15 protein-coding genes are annotated in these 17,339 nt (G+C 62.1%); 11 read left to right on the forward strand and 4 right to left on the reverse strand.

Going from position 1 to position 17,339, the window contains the following annotated elements; genetic code table 11:
- Nucleotides 1–69 precede the first annotated feature (69 nt).
- The 6 genes from CCR95_RS13495 (at nucleotide 70) to CCR95_RS13520 (ending at nucleotide 5,314) form a co-directional block, all read left to right on the forward strand.
- On the forward strand, nucleotides 70–984 hold the full coding sequence (locus CCR95_RS13495; RefSeq protein ID WP_201095153.1) for a sulfite exporter TauE/SafE family protein: 915 nt from the start codon (nucleotides 70–72) through the stop codon (nucleotides 982–984).
- Nucleotides 985–1,225: 241 nt separating this feature from the next.
- Nucleotides 1,226–2,281, forward strand: coding sequence for a tetraacyldisaccharide 4'-kinase (gene lpxK, locus CCR95_RS13500; protein ID WP_201095154.1), 1,056 nt, complete (start codon nucleotides 1,226–1,228; stop codon nucleotides 2,279–2,281).
- The gene (gene kdsB / locus CCR95_RS13505; protein ID WP_201095155.1) at nucleotides 2,274–3,044 is read left to right on the forward strand and encodes a 3-deoxy-manno-octulosonate cytidylyltransferase; all 771 of its coding nucleotides are present in this window, start codon (nucleotides 2,274–2,276) and stop codon (nucleotides 3,042–3,044) included. Before lpxK ends, kdsB begins: the two co-directional genes overlap by 8 nt.
- Nucleotides 3,044–3,520 (forward strand): winged helix-turn-helix domain-containing protein, encoded by a 477-nt coding sequence (locus tag CCR95_RS13510; RefSeq protein WP_242523240.1) that lies wholly within the window; start codon nucleotides 3,044–3,046, stop codon nucleotides 3,518–3,520. The genes kdsB and CCR95_RS13510 overlap by 1 nt, the downstream gene beginning before the upstream one ends.
- A gap of 6 nt (nucleotides 3,521–3,526) precedes the next feature.
- Nucleotides 3,527–3,910 carry a restriction endonuclease gene (locus CCR95_RS13515; protein WP_201095243.1) on the forward strand — a complete coding sequence of 128 codons (384 nt, stop codon included), beginning with the start codon at nucleotides 3,527–3,529 and terminating at the stop codon, nucleotides 3,908–3,910.
- Nucleotides 3,911–4,825: 915 nt separating this feature from the next.
- Nucleotides 4,826–5,314, forward strand: a complete 489-nt coding sequence (locus CCR95_RS13520) for a low molecular weight protein-tyrosine-phosphatase (RefSeq protein ID WP_201095157.1) — start codon at nucleotides 4,826–4,828, stop codon at nucleotides 5,312–5,314.
- On the opposite strand, the gene CCR95_RS13525 is transcribed toward CCR95_RS13520, so the two are convergent.
- From CCR95_RS13525 to rne, 4 genes are all read right to left on the reverse strand, one after another.
- Nucleotides 5,311–6,054, reverse strand: a complete 744-nt coding sequence (locus CCR95_RS13525) for a polysaccharide deacetylase family protein (protein WP_201095158.1) — start codon at nucleotides 6,052–6,054, stop codon at nucleotides 5,311–5,313. The two genes, CCR95_RS13520 and CCR95_RS13525, sit on opposite strands and share 4 nt — an antisense overlap.
- On the reverse strand, nucleotides 6,041–7,204 hold the full coding sequence (locus CCR95_RS13530) for a glycosyltransferase (protein ID WP_201095159.1): 1,164 nt from the start codon (nucleotides 7,202–7,204) through the stop codon (nucleotides 6,041–6,043). The genes CCR95_RS13525 and CCR95_RS13530 overlap by 14 nt, the downstream gene beginning before the upstream one ends.
- The gene (locus CCR95_RS13535) at nucleotides 7,198–8,472 is read right to left on the reverse strand and encodes a sulfotransferase (protein WP_201095160.1); all 1,275 of its coding nucleotides are present in this window, start codon (nucleotides 8,470–8,472) and stop codon (nucleotides 7,198–7,200) included. The genes CCR95_RS13530 and CCR95_RS13535 overlap by 7 nt, the downstream gene beginning before the upstream one ends.
- A gap of 101 nt (nucleotides 8,473–8,573) precedes the next feature.
- A complete protein-coding gene (rne, locus tag CCR95_RS13540; protein ID WP_201095161.1) occupies nucleotides 8,574–11,681 on the reverse strand; it encodes a ribonuclease E in 3,108 nt (1,035 codons plus the stop codon).
- Between the two features lie 701 nt (nucleotides 11,682–12,382).
- On the opposite strand from rne, the gene CCR95_RS13545 reads away from it, so the two are divergent.
- The 5 genes from CCR95_RS13545 (at nucleotide 12,383) to rpsT (ending at nucleotide 17,309) form a co-directional block, all read left to right on the forward strand.
- Entirely contained in the window at nucleotides 12,383–13,315 is a 933-nt protein-coding gene (locus CCR95_RS13545) for an RluA family pseudouridine synthase (RefSeq protein ID WP_338115398.1), read from the forward strand.
- The gene (locus CCR95_RS13550) at nucleotides 13,312–13,971 is read left to right on the forward strand and encodes an HAD-IA family hydrolase (protein WP_201095165.1); all 660 of its coding nucleotides are present in this window, start codon (nucleotides 13,312–13,314) and stop codon (nucleotides 13,969–13,971) included. Before CCR95_RS13545 ends, CCR95_RS13550 begins: the two co-directional genes overlap by 4 nt.
- Before the next feature lie 243 nt (nucleotides 13,972–14,214).
- Complete coding sequence (locus tag CCR95_RS13555) at nucleotides 14,215–15,222, forward strand: S49 family peptidase (RefSeq protein ID WP_201095168.1); 1,008 nt, start codon at nucleotides 14,215–14,217, stop codon at nucleotides 15,220–15,222.
- A gap of 83 nt (nucleotides 15,223–15,305) precedes the next feature.
- On the forward strand, nucleotides 15,306–16,979 hold the full coding sequence (locus tag CCR95_RS13560; protein WP_201095170.1) for a pyridoxal phosphate-dependent decarboxylase family protein: 1,674 nt from the start codon (nucleotides 15,306–15,308) through the stop codon (nucleotides 16,977–16,979).
- 66 nt (nucleotides 16,980–17,045) lie between these two features.
- The gene (gene rpsT, locus CCR95_RS13565; protein ID WP_201095172.1) at nucleotides 17,046–17,309 is read left to right on the forward strand and encodes a 30S ribosomal protein S20; all 264 of its coding nucleotides are present in this window, start codon (nucleotides 17,046–17,048) and stop codon (nucleotides 17,307–17,309) included.
- The last annotated feature ends 30 nt before the right edge of the window (nucleotides 17,310–17,339 follow it).

Here is a 17,339-nt window from a genome sequence, read left to right on the forward strand (position 1 = left end):
AGCACGCTGGTACGGGTTATGCTGAAGCTCTGGCAGTGCCGATCCATCTTCATTGTCAGGAGTTAAGCCATGGTCCATTCCGCTGTCTCTGCCGTTGAATCTTTTTATGACGCCTATCGCCGCCGTCTGCATCTCTGGGCCGCGCTGGTTGGTCTGACCATGATCGCCATTCTCCTGCGGGGAGCCTTGCAAGACGCCGGGTGGTTGGTCATCTCCGGGGAATCGCTCGCAACCGGATCCTTGCTGGCTGTCTTTGTGGCTGCCCTGGCTTGCGAATATCTGGATTCGAGCCTGGGCATGGGCTATGGCACAACGCTGACGCCCTTACTGCTGCTGGCTGGATTCGAGCCCTTACAGATCGTCCCGGCGGTGCTCTTCTCGGAGTTGCTCACGGGCCTCGCGGCCGGAGCCATGCATCATCGCGACGGGAACATCGACCTGTTGCGCAACCGCGAGGCGCGTCGTACCTTCGGCCTGCTGGCCACCCTGAGTGCGGTGGGCGCCATCGGCGCCGTCCTGATCGCGATCAAGATCTCGGCCTACTGGTTCTCGATTCTGATCGCCGGGATCGTCCTGACGATGGGGGTGATCACGATCCTGACCGCGCGTCGGCGGATCCGTTACAGAGCCAGCGGCATCCTCGCGATCGGAATGGTGGCCGCCTTCAACAAAGGACTCAGCGGCGGCGGTTACGGGCCGCTCGTCACCTCCGGGCAGGTGGTCTCGGGCGTGCCCGCAAAACACGCGGTGGCGATCACGTCCCTGGCCGAATCCTTTACCTGCGCGGTGGGGCTTGGCGCCTACCTGGTGCTCAAGGGCGGGATCGACTGGTCGCTGACACTGCCCCTCGCCACGGGGGCGCTCTTATCGGTGCCGATCGCGACGGCCACGGTCAGGCATCTCCCCGAGGCGGTGCTTCGTCGCGCCGTGGGTGTCCTGACCCTCGTTCTGGGGTTTGTGCTGATGGCCAAGCTTCTCGGCTGATCCGCCGATAATCCGATCTCGTCTCGGCGACCAGCCCCATACAAGAGCGGGACGGTTTGGGTCATCCGTCCCCGGCCAAGTCTGCTAAGCTTCCGGCAGCCGCGTGAGCAGTGAGTCATCGCGGCTTTTAACCGTCATTCCTTACCCTGCACGCGCGCCATCCCAGACGCAGACAGACCACGAAAACCGCGACGCGAACCGATCTGATGTCGGACCCCAGCCCGCTTCAAGGACGCCATTCATGCGCATCGATCCCACCCCGCTCTGGTATGGCCGACCCTTAGACCTTGCTCCGGGTAAGCCCTTCGGCGCCGCTCACGGCTGGTTCTTACTCTCGCTGCTCCTCCTGCCCCTGTCCTGGCTCTATTGCGCGGTCGTGCGGCTGCGGCGGCTCGGCTATCGGCTCGGCTGGCTGAAGAGCCGACGTCTGCCGGTTCCGGTGATCGTGGTCGGCAACCTGACCGTGGGCGGGACCGGCAAAACACCGCTGACGCTACGGCTCGCGTCCCTGCTGCGAGAGCGCGGCTGGACACCCGGCATCGTCACCCGCGGCTATGGCGGTCTGTCCGCGACCTGGCCGCAACAGGTGCAGGCGGAGAGCGACCCGGCGATGGTTGGCGATGAAGCCGTCCTGCTGGCGCGTCGTAGCGGCTGCACCGTGGTGGCGGGACCGGATCGCGCCGAGGCTGGCGCGCTGGCGCTGCGTTTGGGCGGCTGCGACATCCTGCTCACCGACGACGGGCTCCAGCACAGTCGGATGGCGCGGGATCTGGAGATCGCGCTGGTCGATGGCGAACGCGGTTTCGGCAACGGTCGCTGTCTCCCCGCCGGCCCGTTGCGCGAGCCGCCGAGCCGGCTGAGGGGCGTCGATCTGGTGCTCTATCACGGCGGGACCGGACCCGAGCCCCGGATGCGGCTGGTCCCCGGCGCGGCGGTGAATCTGCGCCGCCCGGAGCTGACCCGTCCGCTCGACGACTTTCGCGGGCAGCGGGTGCTCGCGGCCGCCGGCATCGGTCATCCGGGGCGCTTTTTCGCGCTGCTGGCGGACGCCGGACTCGACATCGACGTGCGGCCCTACCCGGATCATCACCGATTCACGGCCAGCGATCTGGCGCGGTGGCCGGAGGGTCCGGTGCTTATGACCGAAAAAGACGCCGTCAAGTGCGCGGCCTTTGCCGGCGACAACCATTGGTCTCTCCCCGTGGAAGCGAGCTTGGACGCGACGTTTCTGGCGCGCTTCGAGGCTAAACTTGCGGCATTCGCCCCTCAACCCTGCTCAGGACACGCGCATGTCTAACCGCTTCAAGATCGTCATCCCGGCCCGCAACGGTTCCACCCGACTGCCCGGCAAGCCGCTCATCTCCATCGCCGGCAAGCCCATGATCCAGCATGTCGTGGAGCGGGCGCTGGCGAGCGCGGCCGCCGAGGTGGTGGTGGCGACCGACGATCGGCGTATCGTCGCGGCCTGCGCCGGGTTGGGCGTCGTGGCCGTCATGACGAGCGTCGAGCATTGCAGCGGCAGCGACCGCATCGCCGAAGCGATCGGGCGGCTGGGCTGGGACGACGACACCATCGTGGTCAATCTCCAGGGTGACGAGCCCTGCATGCCCGCCGCGCTGATCGACCAGGTGGCCGCCAACCTGGCGGAATTGACCGGAACCGGGATGGCCACCCTGGCCTATCCCATCCACGACAGCAGCCAACTGTTCGATCCTCATGTGGTGAAGGTCGTGACCGATGCCGCCGGATTCGCGCTCTATTTCTCCCGCGCGCCCATCCCCTGGCACCGCGACGAGTTTCTGGGCAGCAGGCAGTTCGTTCTGCCGTCGTCGGTGGTTTTTCTGCGGCACATCGGTTTGTATGCCTACCGCGCCGGCTTCCTGAAGCGCTATGTCGCCTGGCCGCCCGCGCCGCTGGAACAGGCCGAATCGCTCGAACAGCTTCGCGTGCTCTGGCAGGGCGAACGGATCCATGTCGGCGTGGCCGCCGAGGAGCCTGGACCGGGGGTGGATACGGCGGAGGATCTGGCGCGGGTGGCACGGCGGATGGGTGTGCATTGATGGAGAAGACCAAAGGTTCCAATTTTCTGCGTTTTTGTATCCCCATTCTTGAAACATTGCAGGAGCTTGGCGGATCTGGGCAGCCGAAAGAAGTAACCGACGCAGTGTTGGAACGTTTGCAAATTTCGGAGCAAGAGCAGGCTCAAATGCTCAAAAGTGGTGGTTCGCGGGTGCGGAATCAGGTTGCCTGGGCACGTTTGTATTTGGCCAAGGCGGATTTACTGGACGCTTCACGCCGTGGCGTTTGGGCGCTGACAGAAAAGGGACGCACCACCCGTCTATCCTCAAACGCAGTAACCCAACTTTTCAAAGAAGTCAGGGCCAATTTCCCGACAAACGATGCACAGATCAATAGCGTTGACGATTCGACAGAGATTACTCAATCGATGGATCTCTCTGGTGAGACTGGGAGTAAGCGCACGCTCTTGGACGTTCTGAAGTCGCTCTCTCCAGGCGGATTTGAGCGGGTCTCCTAGCGATTACTGCGCGAGTCCGGTTTTGAGCGGGTTCTTGTTACGGGTAAATCGGGTGATGGCGGCATTGATGGGCATGGCATCTTGCAGGTCAATCCATTTGTCAGCTTCATGGTTTTATTTCAGTGTAAACGTTACGCTGGCGCGGTCTCGTCGTCACAAGTTCGCGATTTCCGTGGCGCAATGATGGGCCGGGCTGACAAGGGCATCATCATGACGACCGGTACTTTTACGACAGAGGCGACGAAGGAAGCGAGGCGCGATGGAGCACCTCCCATTGAGTTGGTCGACGGAGAGACGCTGGCCAGGATGTTTGAGCGCTTGGAACTTGGTGTAAAGCCGAAAGTCATTTACGAAGTCGATGAGGCATTCTTCGAGGAATACCTGTTATAGGATTCCAGGATCGATTCAGCAAAAAAAACCCCGCGAATGCGGGGTTAATCACCACTGAGGAGGTCAGAACACGGAGAAAACAAGGCGCTGTGTCTTGATGTTTCAATCCGCGCCCGGCTTAGCCGGGCGATAACTGCACGGAAGTGGTTACCCCTCTACCGTGCGCATTATCCCCTTGAAGGGAGAGGTTTAAACCGGAGGATTGCGATGAAATTAATGCATTATAAATGCCAAAAAATCACGAAATAAAAATCTCTTGTTAATCAGTTGACTTTGTTATTCATTGCGCAATTTCCTACACGAAAATGAGTCGACATCGGCACAATTCAGATGACTGCGCTCATGTTTTGCGCTAAATCAGTGCGAATCAGGTCGCAAATGACAAGGAGGTGTTTCCTCGCAACGCTCTGTTTTCTGGTTGATCCGGTTCGCTCGGATCCGGCAACGGCGGGTGCGACCGGACAGCAGGCGAGTCGAGCGGCCTCTGGCTGGCTGCAACTGGAGCGGGATCGGCGCACGATTCGCCAGGAAGCCGGACCCGTTTCGCCCGAAGAGGGGATGCGCCTCCAGTCTCTCCGGCAACGGCAGGATGCGCGTTATCGCGAGTTGCTCCAAAATCAGGACCGTGAATTGCAGGATGTGCGACGCCAGACAAGAAGCGGCGCGTCTCGATCCAGCGGCGATCCTGACGTCAGTTCGGCGGCGAATCCGGCGCGCGTCCAGGGTTTGTCGATCAAGCAAAAAAGGGCGTGGGAGGCAATGCGCCTGAGAATGTCGGTGGAGGGGCGGCAGGGTCAATAGACGGGCCAGGCTTACTTTGGCTACCGGGGCAAAACCTTGTATAGCCTTCGCACTCGTTGCGCCTTTGCCGCTCAACGGCGCTTATTTCGTTCCACTTCATTGGTCATGTCGATTATGAGCAACACTGCGAAAGTTAAAGTTCTGTTCGTGTGCATGGGCAATATCTGTCGATCGCCGACAGCTCACGGCGTTTTTCGCAAATTGGTCGTGGATGGAGGATTGACGCATCTCATCGAAATCGATTCGGCGGGAACCCATGCCTATCATCTCAGCGAGCCGCCGGATCGACGTGCCCGCGAAACGGCCCTGGGGCGGGGCGTCGATATCGGCGATTTGCGCGCCCGTCGCGCGGTTGCGGAGGATTTTCTGTCTTTCGACTATATCCTGGCCATGGATCAGGATAATTATCTGAACCTGCGCGAAATCTGTCCGCCCGGCATGGCGGATAAACTCAAGCTGTTCATGGATTTCGCGCCAGAGCTTCAGGTGCGCGATGTGCCCGATCCCTATTATGGCGGACCGCGCGGTTTCGAACAGGTCTTCGATCTGGTGGAGTCGGCGTCACGGGGTCTGCTGGCGGATCTGAAGACCCGATTGCTTTAACTGTTGGCGTCGCCGACGGCGGCATAGTCGGCATGCAGGCGAAACTGACGCAGATCGCGCCGAAGATCCTCGGCAAGTCGTAAATCGAGGTCGCGCGGGTGGATGCCGATCCGCAGCCAGCCATTGTCTTTGGACCGATGCCGGTTAAGACGATTCCAGAGTCTCAGGAGTGGCGCTCTTAGCTTGGTGTCGGCCTCATAGCCGAGCAAGGGGATGGGGTGCAGGCGTCCCGTTTGAGCCGAGAGGATTCCGGAAAAAAGCTCGTACCTCAGAAAGGGTAGCTCGGCCAGCGCGCTGCGTTCGATGCCTCCCATGGCCCAGGCAGGAGGGACGTAGAGCGAAGGAGCTTGCAGTTGCTGCTCCGCGAACCAGGCGTGGCAGCGACACATGAGATCGATGATCCCGGTGCTGTCGAGCGCCAGGTGTTCGGCGACATTGCGCGAGATGAACTGGCCATGCAGCCGATGGGAGAGTCCGCCAAAGCGATCCGTCCGGTGCCGCCAGCCATGTCCGGCGAGTTCGTAGCCACAGCCTTCGTAGTCGCGCAGGGCGTCAATGCCGTTGGCCGTCCAGCCAGCGCCAGGCACGACCAGGAGCGTGACTGCGCTGACCTGTTCGGCGGCCAGCAGCGCCAGGATTCGGTTGACCTGCGGCAGGGTCTCGGGCATGACATCATGCACCGAGACCAGCGTACGGACCCAGGGGTAACGCTCGGGAGTCGCGACCTCAGTGTTCCACATCGATCGATCGTTCATGGTCGCCGCGCAGGATCCCAATCCAGTGTTGCAGGTTGCGCCGATTGATTTCAACGGCCGCTTCGCGTGCGATGCGCGCCTTGCGCTCACGAAGCGCAGGATCGAGGTCACGCACGCGTGCCAGAGTATCTGCGAGATGCTCGTCGTCGCGAATCTGGAAGATACCGCGGTTCAGAAGATCCCAGCTCAAAATGCCGCAGGCCGGGGACACCAGCACGGGACGTGCGCGCGCCATGGCTTCCAGCGCGATGGTGCCAAAGGACTCGATCCTGGATGGCAACACCAGTGCGTCGACATGATCGATGAGCGTCAGGATGCGGTCGCGCTTGACCCAGCCAATGTGATTGAGGTTTGGCAACTCGACACATTGCGCTTCCAGCCAAGGCCGCAGCGGGCCATCGCCGGCGACCACGAACTCCATGTCGGGCAGGCGGCGCGCTGCTTCGACAATGACCTCGAGATTCTTTTCGGGCGCGAGTCGGCCCGCGAAAAGAATCCGCTTCAAGTCAGGATTGGCGGCGACAACAGGACGGTCAAGGAAGCGTTTTGGGATGGGCGTCGCCATCAAGCCGACACGCCGGGCTCCGATCGACCGCGCAACCTCGATCATGTCCGCTGAGTTGGCCAGCACCAGACGGCTCTGGCTGAAGAGCAGACGGTGACAGGTGCGCAGATAAAGGTTGGCGATTTGGGCACGCAGCCCCCAATGCTGAAACAGATCGGTCAACGCCTCGAAATGGGTGTGGAAGCCCACCATCAGATCGACGCCCAGACGCCCGGCCAGATGCATCCCGAGCATGCCATAGGGGCCTGGTGTCGGAACCACGATGACGTTCGGGCGCAAGCGGTCCAGACGCCGGCTCACCAGCGACCAGGAGGGGACGAGGATTTTTTGGGTGGGATCGCCGGGCAGCGGAAGCCTGAATCCGCCATGCCAGGTTCCGGCGCGATAGCGCGGGGCAATCAGTCCCACGCTTGCTCCGCTGTTCCTCAGGTGGTCGGCGAGATCGCGGTAGTAGGCGCCAACCCCGTTACGTTCGGGGGCGGCATCGGACACGATGGCGACGCGCAGGTCGCGTGCATCGGTGGGTGCGAAGGCGTTAATCCGATTCTCCGCGGCGGACCGATTCAGCATGACGGGGCGGGCTCCGTGGTCGGCGCGGGACGCTGTGAACTGGCAGAGAACAGGGCGGCAGGATTTATCGTGTTCGCTCCGGAACCGAGAGAGGGTGGTGCGTCGCCTATCCGGATCGCGCGTGATGCGAGGGTTCGGTAGAGATCGCCCAACTCCTGCTCGATCGTCTCTGACGAGAGTCCAAACTGCTCCGCGCTGTAGCGGTGACTGCTGCGATAGTGTCGGGCATCGGCACCTTGCTGGCTCAGCCTGGACTGGACATCGGTGGTCAACGGTAACCCGAGTTGCCCGTAGAGGCGAGTCATCGTGTCGGTTAGGTCGGCCTTGAGGATTCGCATGGTCACCCAAGCGCAGCGGTTGTCAGGCATGCCCAGAAAAGCGCGAAGAAGGTTAGCATAATAGAAACCGAGTTGCTGGGTTAAGCGTCTGGATACGTCCGGCACAATCGTTCGCGCATCGAAGAATCGGATTCCGGGCTCGATCGAGCTGAGCTGCGAGGGGATCGTCTGCTCTGGTTCGCGCAGACAGATCGCAAAGCGGGCATCGGGGAAATGCGCGGCGAGGCTTCCCGCCAGCGGGGCAAAGGCGGCGTTTTTCGAGAGCAGACGCTTATGCGTTCCATGAACGTACAGGTGTTTCTGAAGACAGCGACGATAGAAATCCATCAGACACTGACGGTCCGCTGCGGGCATGTCGCGGTCAAAGGCGCCCATCCGCCAGAGTAATGTCGAATCCGGAAAGGGCAGGATCAGAATGAAGCACGCAAGCACCGGCATCAGTGCGAAATAATCTTCTTCGGGATCCCTCAGCCGCATGCTGTGAACGTCCTGCATGGCATTGAAGGCGCGTTTCTCCAGCCAGTCCAGCAAGTGCCCGAGAGGACGTCCGACGAACTTGTCCAGACGACTTAATCCGAGCCAGAAACGGCGTTCGGTGACCGAGAGCGCGAACAGACACTCCCAGGTCGAAAAGGTGGTGAACTGGTCATCCGCTGCAAGGACGCGATGGAGATGAGTCGTCCCGCTCCGCGGGACGCCAAGAACGAACAGAGGTTCGCGAATGGTGACCCGGCGATAGCCGGGAAAAAAGATTTCGTCGAGCAGAAAGCCCAGCCAGTGGATGCCCTGGATCAAGGCAAACAGAGGAATGAACCCCGTCATGATGAGCAGGCGTCGCGGGCTGCGTCGCCCAGTGCCCGCGGGGGGCAGGAATGTGCGGTACGTTAGCGCGGCGAGACGTGCCGTGCTTGCGAGGAAGAGTCTGAGCATGAAACCGCTTCCAAGAGTGAAAAATCGTGTTGGATAGGCTCCCGCCTCGCCGCTCGCCCCTTGGGGAGCGGGGGGCGGCGAGGCGCGGTTTCGTCGCTCCCTCAGGAACCGTTTACGTTCCGCTCCGGTTCTTCCGGCGAGGCGATGACGGGTTCGGGTCGCGGCGCGTCGTCGACGGACGGCGCGTCGGGTTGACGCGGTGCGGGTTCCCCGTCGCCTGAGCTGGCGCCAGCGTCCTTTGACTCTGCCGTAGGCGTGTCGCTCGCGACAAGTGGCGGCGGCGCGGACGTGTCGAGGATCTGTACGAGGGGCTCCGGGATGGGCGCACTGGCGACCGACTCTGGCGTCGGTATTGGCGCCGGTTCCGGGATATGTTCTTGAGGCAATGGTTGCTCCGCAAGCGGGTCGGGTTGCGCGTCGGGCGTGAGCGGTTCCTCGGTAAACGCCTCGGATGGCTGTTCCGGTGCGAAGGTTGGCGCCGCAGTAGTAGGTATGTCCGTGACGGTCGCTGCGTGAGGCCATGCTTCCTGATGGTTGCGCACTGGCTCCGACACTTGATCGGATGCCTGGCTCGACGCGCCCTCCGCCGAAGGAGAGCCGTCCACATGCTCTGTGCTGACCGCGATCTCGGAACCGGTGGCGGCCTCTGCGCTGGCTGGGGTTCGCCGACGGTTGCGTCCACCCCGGCGGCGACGCGATGAGCGCGGTCGGGTGGCACCGGTCGCTGTCAATTCGGCCGCTTCATCGTCCCGCTCGCTGTCGGTTGGCTCCAGGTCGCCGCGCTCGCTGCGCTCGCTCGCATCGTCAGTGATCGAGGTCGACTCTGTCCAGGTGTCTTCGTCCGTCGAATCCTGCGCGGACTCCCACCACCGTTGGCCGCTCTCGTCCTGGAGTGCTGGCCTGTCGGCCGGGCTTGTTCCTGGTTCGTTTTTTCCCGTTGGCGCTGAAAAAGCGCTCGTGGATCCAGGTTCGCTCTGCTCAACCATGGATGGCAGGGAATGGCCGCGATCAGCGTTTCTGCTGCCACCTTGGTTGGACTCGCTCTCGTCCGGGCGCTGCGTTGGACCGCGCGTGTCACCTGGCCCTCGCCGCCCCCGCGTTCCGTTGCGTCGCGAACGCGACTCGCCAGCGCGCAGACCGCGCGTTTGCTCGTCGCCATCCGCCGACTTCGGCGAGTCGTCCCGATCAGTGCGATGACGACTGGTCGGTTCGCCTAGACCCGTGTCCGTGGATGCCTGATCGATGCGTGGCCGGTTGCCGCGTGAGCGCTCTTCGCGGGACTGGAGCGGTCTGCCTTGACTTGGGCGTTCTCCGCGGCTTGCCGTACTGGAGCGTTGGCGTTGCGGTTGTGGATCCCGGTCAGGGCTATGGGGCTGTTCCCTGGCAGGAGCGGACCGCTCGGGGTGGAGAGCTGCGTCTGGATCGCCGTCAGGGTATGACGATGAGGTCTCGGAATCTGCTGGGCGAGGCATAAACAGGCCGGTCCAGATACGCTTGAGCAGACTTTCCGATTCGCCGCGTTCGGGTTCTTTGCGAGGTGCGACCGGTGAGGGGATGCGCGAGGCCTCGCGTTGAGGCGCCGGCGCACTGGGGGTGACGTGCTTAACTGCCGGTTCCTCGCGGCGGTCCGGCTGACCGAGTTTCGCGTCGAGCTTGGCATACAGGGGAACGCTGCTCGGCTCGGGAGGGGCGGTTAACTCGTAGCTCGATTGCAACTCGATCGTCTTCGTGGCGTCCTGGACGCGCACGCGCTCGATGCGATAGTCCGGGGTCTGCAGATGCTCGTTGGGGAGCAGCAACACCTCGGCGCCCTGACGATGCTCGATATCGAGGATGGCGCGGCGTTTCTCGTTGAGCAGAAAGGTGGCGACGCTGACCGGGAGCTGGGCGACGATGCGCTGGGTGTTCTCCTTCATCGCCTCTTCTTCGACGATGCGCAGGATCGACAGCGCCAGCGATTCGACCCCGCGGATGGTGCCCTGACCCTTGCAGCGCGGACACACTTGCTGGCTGGACTCGCCGAGCGAGGGGCGCAGACGCTGACGCGACATCTCCAGCAGACCGAAGCGCGAGATGCGCGCGACCTGGACCCGCGCGCGATCCTGCTTGAGCGCGTCGCGCAGCCGATCCTCGACCGCCCGCTGGTTCTTGGGCGGGGTCATGTCGATGAAGTCGATGACGAAGAGTCCGCCGAGATCGCGCAGACGCAATTGGCGTGCGATTTCGTCGGCGGCTTCCAGATTGGTGTTAAGCGCGGTTTCCTCGATATCGGCACCCTTGGTGGAACGCGCCGAGTTGATGTCGACCGAGGTCAGCGCCTCGGTATGATCGATGACGATGGAGCCGCCCGAGGGCAGGCGCACCTCGCGCTGAAAGGCGGATTCGATCTGGCTCTCGATCTGATAGCGGGTGAACAGCGGCACTTCGTCTTCGTAGAGGCGCAGTTTCTTGAGATTCTGCGGCATGACTTGGCTGATGAAATTTTCGGCCCGCTCGTAGACCTCAGGATCGTCGATCACGATCTCGCCGATGTCCGCGCGTAGATAGTCGCGGATCGAGCGGATGATGACATCGCTTTCCTGATAGATGAGAAAGGGCGCCTTGCGTCCCTCGCTGGAGGTTTCGATGGCCTTCCAGAGCTGGAGCAGGTAGTCGAGATCCCACTGAAGCTCCTCGACATTCTTGCCCACGCCCGCGGTGCGCACGATCAGGCCCATGTCCTCGGGGATGACGAGCTGGCTCATGGCGTCGCGCAGCTCGTTACGATCTTGTCCCTCGATGCGCCGCGACACGCCGCCGGCGCGCGGATTGTTCGGCATCAGCACCAGATAGCGGCCGGCCAGCGAGATGAAGGTGGTCAGCGCGGCACCCTTGCTGCCACGCTCCTCCTTGTCGATCTGCACCACGACCTCGCGGCCCTCGCGGACCGATTCCTTGATGCTGACGCGGGTGCCGGCCTTGGTGGTGTCCGGCTCGAAATAGGCGCGCGCAATTTCCTTGAGCGGCAGAAAGCCGTGGCGGTCGGCGCCATATTCGACGAACGCGGCCTCCAGGCTGGGTTCGACTCTTGTAATGATGCCTTTGTAAATATTGGATTTTTTCTGTTCCCTGCCGGGCGATTCGATGTCGAGGTTGTAAAGTATTTGGCCGTCGACGGTCGCGACGCGCAACTCTTCCGGCTGAGTTGCGTTGATCAGCATTCTTTTCATGTTGTTCCTTCTCACACACCACGGCGCGTAACCCGTGGTTGGGCGCCTCGCCGCGAGCGTCCTCTAGAGGGAGCCCGCGGGCGGCTCGGCGCGTCGCCGGTCGGCTCGGGATGCTTCGGCTTCGCTCAGCACAAGTGGGCCAAGGGCGTCGGCACTGTCCGCTCGGCCGGCGGGCTTCAAACGGGCACGCGCGCATGAACGATCATTGACGGATTCCATGTGGAACCCGCGATTGGTGGTCGCGCTCCGCATTTGGAGCGCGACCTGCGACGAAGCGGCGAGCAGGGCGTCGGCTGCGCTGGCCTGCCTTGGCGCACCCCGCGGGGAGAGGCGCTGGGTGTAGAATCCGCGTTACTCGATGTCACAAGTTCGCTGGATGGCACCCCTCGTTCTCGAGGGCGGCGTGGTCAGATCGCAACTGCCGGCTTTCCGTCCGAGGGGCGGATCGGCGCCTGGTCGATCGGCGTTCGATGCGAGCCGCGGATGCACTTGCCGCTTCGGTAAAAAACTCGATTCCATTGGCCAGCGCAAGTAACCAATGGTATCAGCGAACTTTAATAGCAGCAATTAGGCCAACAGGGCAGGGCAAGACCCACTTGAATCCCATAGAGACTCGTATAAAAACTCACTCCACGGAGACTCGCTCCGCTTCCCCGCGTCCACAGAACCAAGTTGGGGACGAGGGAGCCGAACCACAATTCGTGAGGGTCGATGCGGAATCCGATGGTCAGCGTATCGATAATTTCCTGCTCCGGATCCTCAAGGGCGTCCCGCGCAGTCATCTGTATCGGGTGATGCGTCGCGGCGAGGTGCGTGTCAACAAAGGCCGGGTGAAGGCAAGCCAGCGGCTGCGGATCGGCGATCTGGTGCGTATTCCGCCGCTCCGTCTGGCGCCGCCCGAGCCGCCAGGGCGGGTGCCGGAGCCTCAGTTGGCGCGTCTCGATCGCTCCGTACTCTACGAAGACGACCGGCTGCTGGTCATCGACAAGCCGACGGGGCTGGCCGTGCATGGGGGGAGCGGACTCAGCTATGGCTTGATCGAATCGCTGCGTCAGTTGCGCCCAGGGCATGAACTGGAACTGGTCCACCGGCTCGACCGCGAGACCTCCGGCTGCCTGGTGATCAGCAAGCGGCGCAGTGCGCTGCGTGAATTGCACCAGCTGATTCGCGAAGGCAAGATGGATAAGCGCTATCTGGCGCTGCTCGTCGGCGAACTAGCGCACCCGGAGGTGCTCGTCGACGCGCCCTTAAAAAAGAACGTTCTGCGTGGCGGCGAGCGCCTGGTGCGGGTCGACCCGCTCGATGGCAAGCCGGCCCGGACGCTCTTTCGGCGACTGGGACGGTTCGCCGTTGGAGGCCAGCGCCTCACGCTGGTCGAGGCCCATCTGATCACGGGGCGCACCCATCAGATTCGGGTGCATGCCGCTCATCTGGGCACACCGCTGGCGGGCGATCCGAAATATGGCGATGAGCAGGCCAATCGGGCAGTGAAAGCGTGCGGGCTTTCGCGCTTGTTTTTGCATGCCGCCGCCTTGACTGTCCGGCTGGATTATATGGGCGGTCCACTGCGCGTCGAGTCTCCATTACCGCATGAATTGCAGCAGATTCTGTCCACCCTGGAGGTCGGGGAGTGAGTTTTGAACTGATTGTTTTCGACTGGGATGGCACCCTGATGGATTCCGAGGCCCGGATCGTCAGTTGTCTCCAGGCCGCCTTCGCCGAACTGGGTCTGCCGAAGCCAAGCCGGGATGCCGCCCGCGACATCATTGGGCTTGGACTTGAAGAGGCCATGGATCAACTTTGGCCCACCGCGAATGCGATCCTGCGCGGTGCCTTGGTGATTGAGTATCGGCGGCATTTTCTGGTCACCAACCAGACGCCATCGATCCTTTTTCCAGAGGCGCGGGAAACCCTGGACTGGATCGCGGAGCAAGGCTATCGCCTGGCCGTAGCGACCGGCAAGAGTCGGCGGGGGCTCGATCAATCGCTGATCGAGACAGGACTCGAAGGGTTCTTTCATGCCACCCGTTGCGCCGACGAGACCTTTTCCAAGCCTAACCCGCAAATGCTGTTCGAGTTGATGGACGAACTTGGCGCGCGTCCTGCCGAGACCCTGATGATCGGCGACACCGAATACGACATGCAGATGGCGCGCAATGCCGGGGCCGAAGCCTTGGCGGTCAGTTTTGGCGTGCATTCGTCTGACCGCCTGCTGGCGCATTCCCCGCTGGCCTGCCTGGACTCGCTCGGGTCGATTCCCGAGTGGCTGACCAGTCGCGGCCTGCCATAGAGATAACAAAGTTGTCAGTTGTCAGTTGTCAGTTGTCAGTTGTCAGTTGTCAGTTGTCAGTGGACAGCTTACAGCGCCGCTCTGGCATGGCGATTTAATCCTTGATCCGCGAGCAAACAGGTGTCTGGCATAGACACAATGCTAAATCCTTGTGCTCAAATTAACTGCCAACTGCCAACTGCCAACTGCCAACTGCCAACTGCCAACTGCCAACTGCCAACTGCCAACTGCCTGGAGACTTGCATGAACTGGACATTCTGGACTCGGCGCAAGGATGCGATGCCCTCGCCCGACCAGCCGGATTGGGAGCGCGCGCTCATCAATCGGATGGCCGCCGACTATCTGCGCGATCAGCGCGGCCGCCGGCGCTGGGGCGTTTTCTTCAAATTTTTGATTCTGCTCTATCTCATCGGGATTCTGGTCGCGGCATACTCCCCGCAGATGATCGAGCGGATGTCGTCCAAGGAAGGCCATAGCGCGCTGATCGAAGTCAAGGGCGTCATTTCCTCGGAGACCGACGCCAGCGCGGATAACGTCATCACTGCGCTGCGCGCTGCCTTCGAGGCCGATCAGGTCAAGGGCGTCATCCTGCGGATCAACAGTCCCGGTGGCAGTCCGGTGCAGGCCGGCTATATCAACGACGAAATCAAGCGGCTCAAGGCCAAATATAAAAAAGACAAGGACAAGGACATGCCGGTCTATGCCGTGGCCGTCGACTTGTGCGCCTCCGGCGGGTATTACATCGCCGTTGGCGCCGACGCCATCTATGTCGACAAGGCCAGTCTGGTGGGGTCCATCGGCGTGCGCATCGACGGCTTCGGGTTTCAGGACGCCATGGAAGAACTGGGCGTCGAACGCCGTCTGCTGACCGCGGGCGAGAACAAGGGCATCCTTGACCCCTTCTCGCCGCTGCCGGAGTCGCAGCGCGTCTTTATCCAGAGCGTGCTCGATACCCTGCATCGACAATTCATCGCCGAGGTCAAAACGGGGCGGGGGGACAAGCTCAAGGGTGGAGACGAACTCTTCAGCGGACTTTTCTGGAGTGGCCAGGAGGCGGTCGAACTCGGGCTTGCCGACGGTCTCGGCAGTTCCAGTTCGGTCGCGCGCGACCTCATCGGCGCTGAGACGCTCGTCGACTACACTCAGAAGAAGGATCTTCTGGATTCGCTTGCCAAGCGACTTGGCGCCAGCTTCGGGGCCGGGGCGATGGAGCGTTTTGGGATCCTGCTGGGCAGCGGCACTCCACACTGACCGATCAATGACCGCTTGACCCGTGGCTGCAACCGCGATTCGCGCCGAAAGGCGCGAATCCATTGGCGACGAGGTTGATGTCCATGAACAGCGCACCGAGTCATTACAGTGACCTTCTGGAAACCCTGAAGACCTATTTTCCCTCGCCGGTCTCAAACCCCATCATGGACGGCTATTTCGTCCATAGCGTGTCCTGCTTTCTCGACCGGGTCGACGCGCTCAAGTCCGCCGCGCCGGTCCTTGGCAGCAAGCGGGAGGCCGATTACGCCGCGCATCGCACCCTGGTCATGCCCGATGACATGGCCTCGGTGGAAAGCATCAACGCCATGCTGGCGGATTATTGTCGCGGCATGACCGTCTGGTCGCATCCCAACGCGCAGGCCAACGTCATCCCGCCGCCCACGATTTCCAGCATTACCGCCTACATCGCCGCCGCGCTCTACAATCCCAACATTATCTGGGACGAATATTCGGCGCGCTTCGCCGAGGCCGAAGTCGAGGCGGTCGCCATGCTGGCCAGTCTGGTCGGCTACGATCCGGCCGAGGCGGGCGGCGTCTTCACCTTCGGCGGTACCGGGACGATTCTCTATGGCGTGAAGTTGGCGCTGGAAAAGCTCACCGGCGGCCAGGCCATGAAACGCGGCGTGCGCCAGGAGTACAAGATCGTCGCCTCGGGCGCCTCGCATTACGCTCGGCTAAACGTTGCCGGCTGGCTGGGGCTGGGGAGCGATAACCTGATCACCGTCCCCAGCACGAGCCGTAACGACATCTCGCTACCCGATCTCGAAGCGACCCTGCGTGGACTCTACGAACGCGACGAAACGGTCCTCGCCATCATTCTCACGCTCGGCACCACCGACGCCTTCGGCATCGACGATCTGGCCGCCGTCGCCGACCTGCGCGAGCGGCTGGTGGCTGAGTATCGGCCGCCGTTTCCGCCTTATCTGCACGCGGATGCGGTGATCGGCTGGCCCTGGCTGGTGTTCCAGGACTATGACTTTGACGCCAACCCGCTCGGCTTCCACGACCGTACCCTGCGCGCGCTGCGCGATACGCTGGAGCGGATGCGGCCGCTGTTTCTGGCCGACAGTCTCGGTATGGATTTCCACAAGACCGGCTACGCACCCTATGTGTCGAGTCTCTTCCTGACCAAGCGGCGAGCCGATCTGGCGCTTCTCAGCCGCGATCCGGCGGCCATGCCCTATCTCTATCAATTCGGTCACTACCGCCCCGGTCTGTTCACGCTGGAATGTTCGCGTTCCGGCGCTGGCGCGCTGGCAGCGCTCGCCAATCTGAAACTGCTGGGCAAACAGGGCTACCAAACGATCCTGGGGCATAGCGTCGAGATGGCTGAACGACTGCGGGAACGTCTGGAAGGTGTGCCCTGCGCGCGAGTTCTGAACGAGGATAACCTTGGTCCTGTCACGCTCTTCAGGTTCTATCCCGAGGGTGTGGACGCCGCGACAGCCTACCGGCGCGAACTCGCCGACCCCGCTTACCGGGCCGAACTGGAGCGGCACAATCTCTACAACCGACGGATCTTCGATTGGACCCATGCACAAGCGATGCGCGGTGAAGGCGTGCTGCTGTCCTGGACCGATGCCTATCGTTTCGCCGCCGATGGCAAGACCCCGATCGCTGCCCTGAAATCCTTCGTCATGAGCCCCTGGACCGACCACGAGGCCATGGAGACCGTGGTGCGGCAAACGCTGGAGGCTCGCCAGCGGATCGATCTCGGGATTGACAACCGTGTCTAATACGGGAAAAATGCTCGGTCTTAACGTTTCGATCAGATCAAAGCACCGGATTTTCAGGAGACCCAGTTGGCTAACTCAGTACAAGCCCGTAAGCGCGCCCGTCAGGCCGAGGACCATCGCCAGCGCAACGCCGCGCAACGAAGCACCCTGCGGACCTTTATCAAGAAGGTCATCAAGGCGATTCGTTTGGAAGACAAGGAAGCCGCGACTCAGGCCTACAAGGACGCAGTGCCCAGGATTGATCGCGCCGCGCGCAAGGGTTTGATCCACGCCAATAAGGCGGCGCGTCACAAGAGCCGTCTGAACGCCCATATCAAGGCGATGGCCTGATCGAAAAAACCGGCTTCTGGCCGGTTTTTT

This window comes from Thiocystis minor (genome assembly GCF_016653465.1).
GTDB classification, from domain to species: Bacteria; Pseudomonadota; Gammaproteobacteria; order Chromatiales; family Chromatiaceae; genus Chromatium; species Chromatium minus.

Coding starts and splice junctions, on each gene's coding strand:
- CCR95_RS13555 (WP_201095168.1), top strand. CDS start 14,215: ATGAACTGGACATTCTGGACTCGGCGCAAGGATGCGATGCCCTCGCCC.
- CCR95_RS13530 (WP_201095159.1), bottom strand. CDS start 7,204: ATGCTGAATCGGTCCGCCGCGGAGAATCGGATTAACGCCTTCGCACCC.
- rne (WP_201095161.1), bottom strand. CDS start 11,681: ATGAAAAGAATGCTGATCAACGCAACTCAGCCGGAAGAGTTGCGCGTC.
- CCR95_RS13510 (WP_242523240.1), top strand. CDS start 3,044: ATGGAGAAGACCAAAGGTTCCAATTTTCTGCGTTTTTGTATCCCCATT.
- CCR95_RS13535 (WP_201095160.1), bottom strand. CDS start 8,472: ATGCTCAGACTCTTCCTCGCAAGCACGGCACGTCTCGCCGCGCTAACG.
- CCR95_RS13525 (WP_201095158.1), bottom strand. CDS start 6,054: ATGTGGAACACTGAGGTCGCGACTCCCGAGCGTTACCCCTGGGTCCGT.
- lpxK (WP_201095154.1), top strand. CDS start 1,226: ATGCGCATCGATCCCACCCCGCTCTGGTATGGCCGACCCTTAGACCTT.
- CCR95_RS13495 (WP_201095153.1), top strand. CDS start 70: ATGGTCCATTCCGCTGTCTCTGCCGTTGAATCTTTTTATGACGCCTAT.
- CCR95_RS13520 (WP_201095157.1), top strand. CDS start 4,826: ATGAGCAACACTGCGAAAGTTAAAGTTCTGTTCGTGTGCATGGGCAAT.
- kdsB (WP_201095155.1), top strand. CDS start 2,274: ATGTCTAACCGCTTCAAGATCGTCATCCCGGCCCGCAACGGTTCCACC.
- CCR95_RS13560 (WP_201095170.1), top strand. CDS start 15,306: ATGAACAGCGCACCGAGTCATTACAGTGACCTTCTGGAAACCCTGAAG.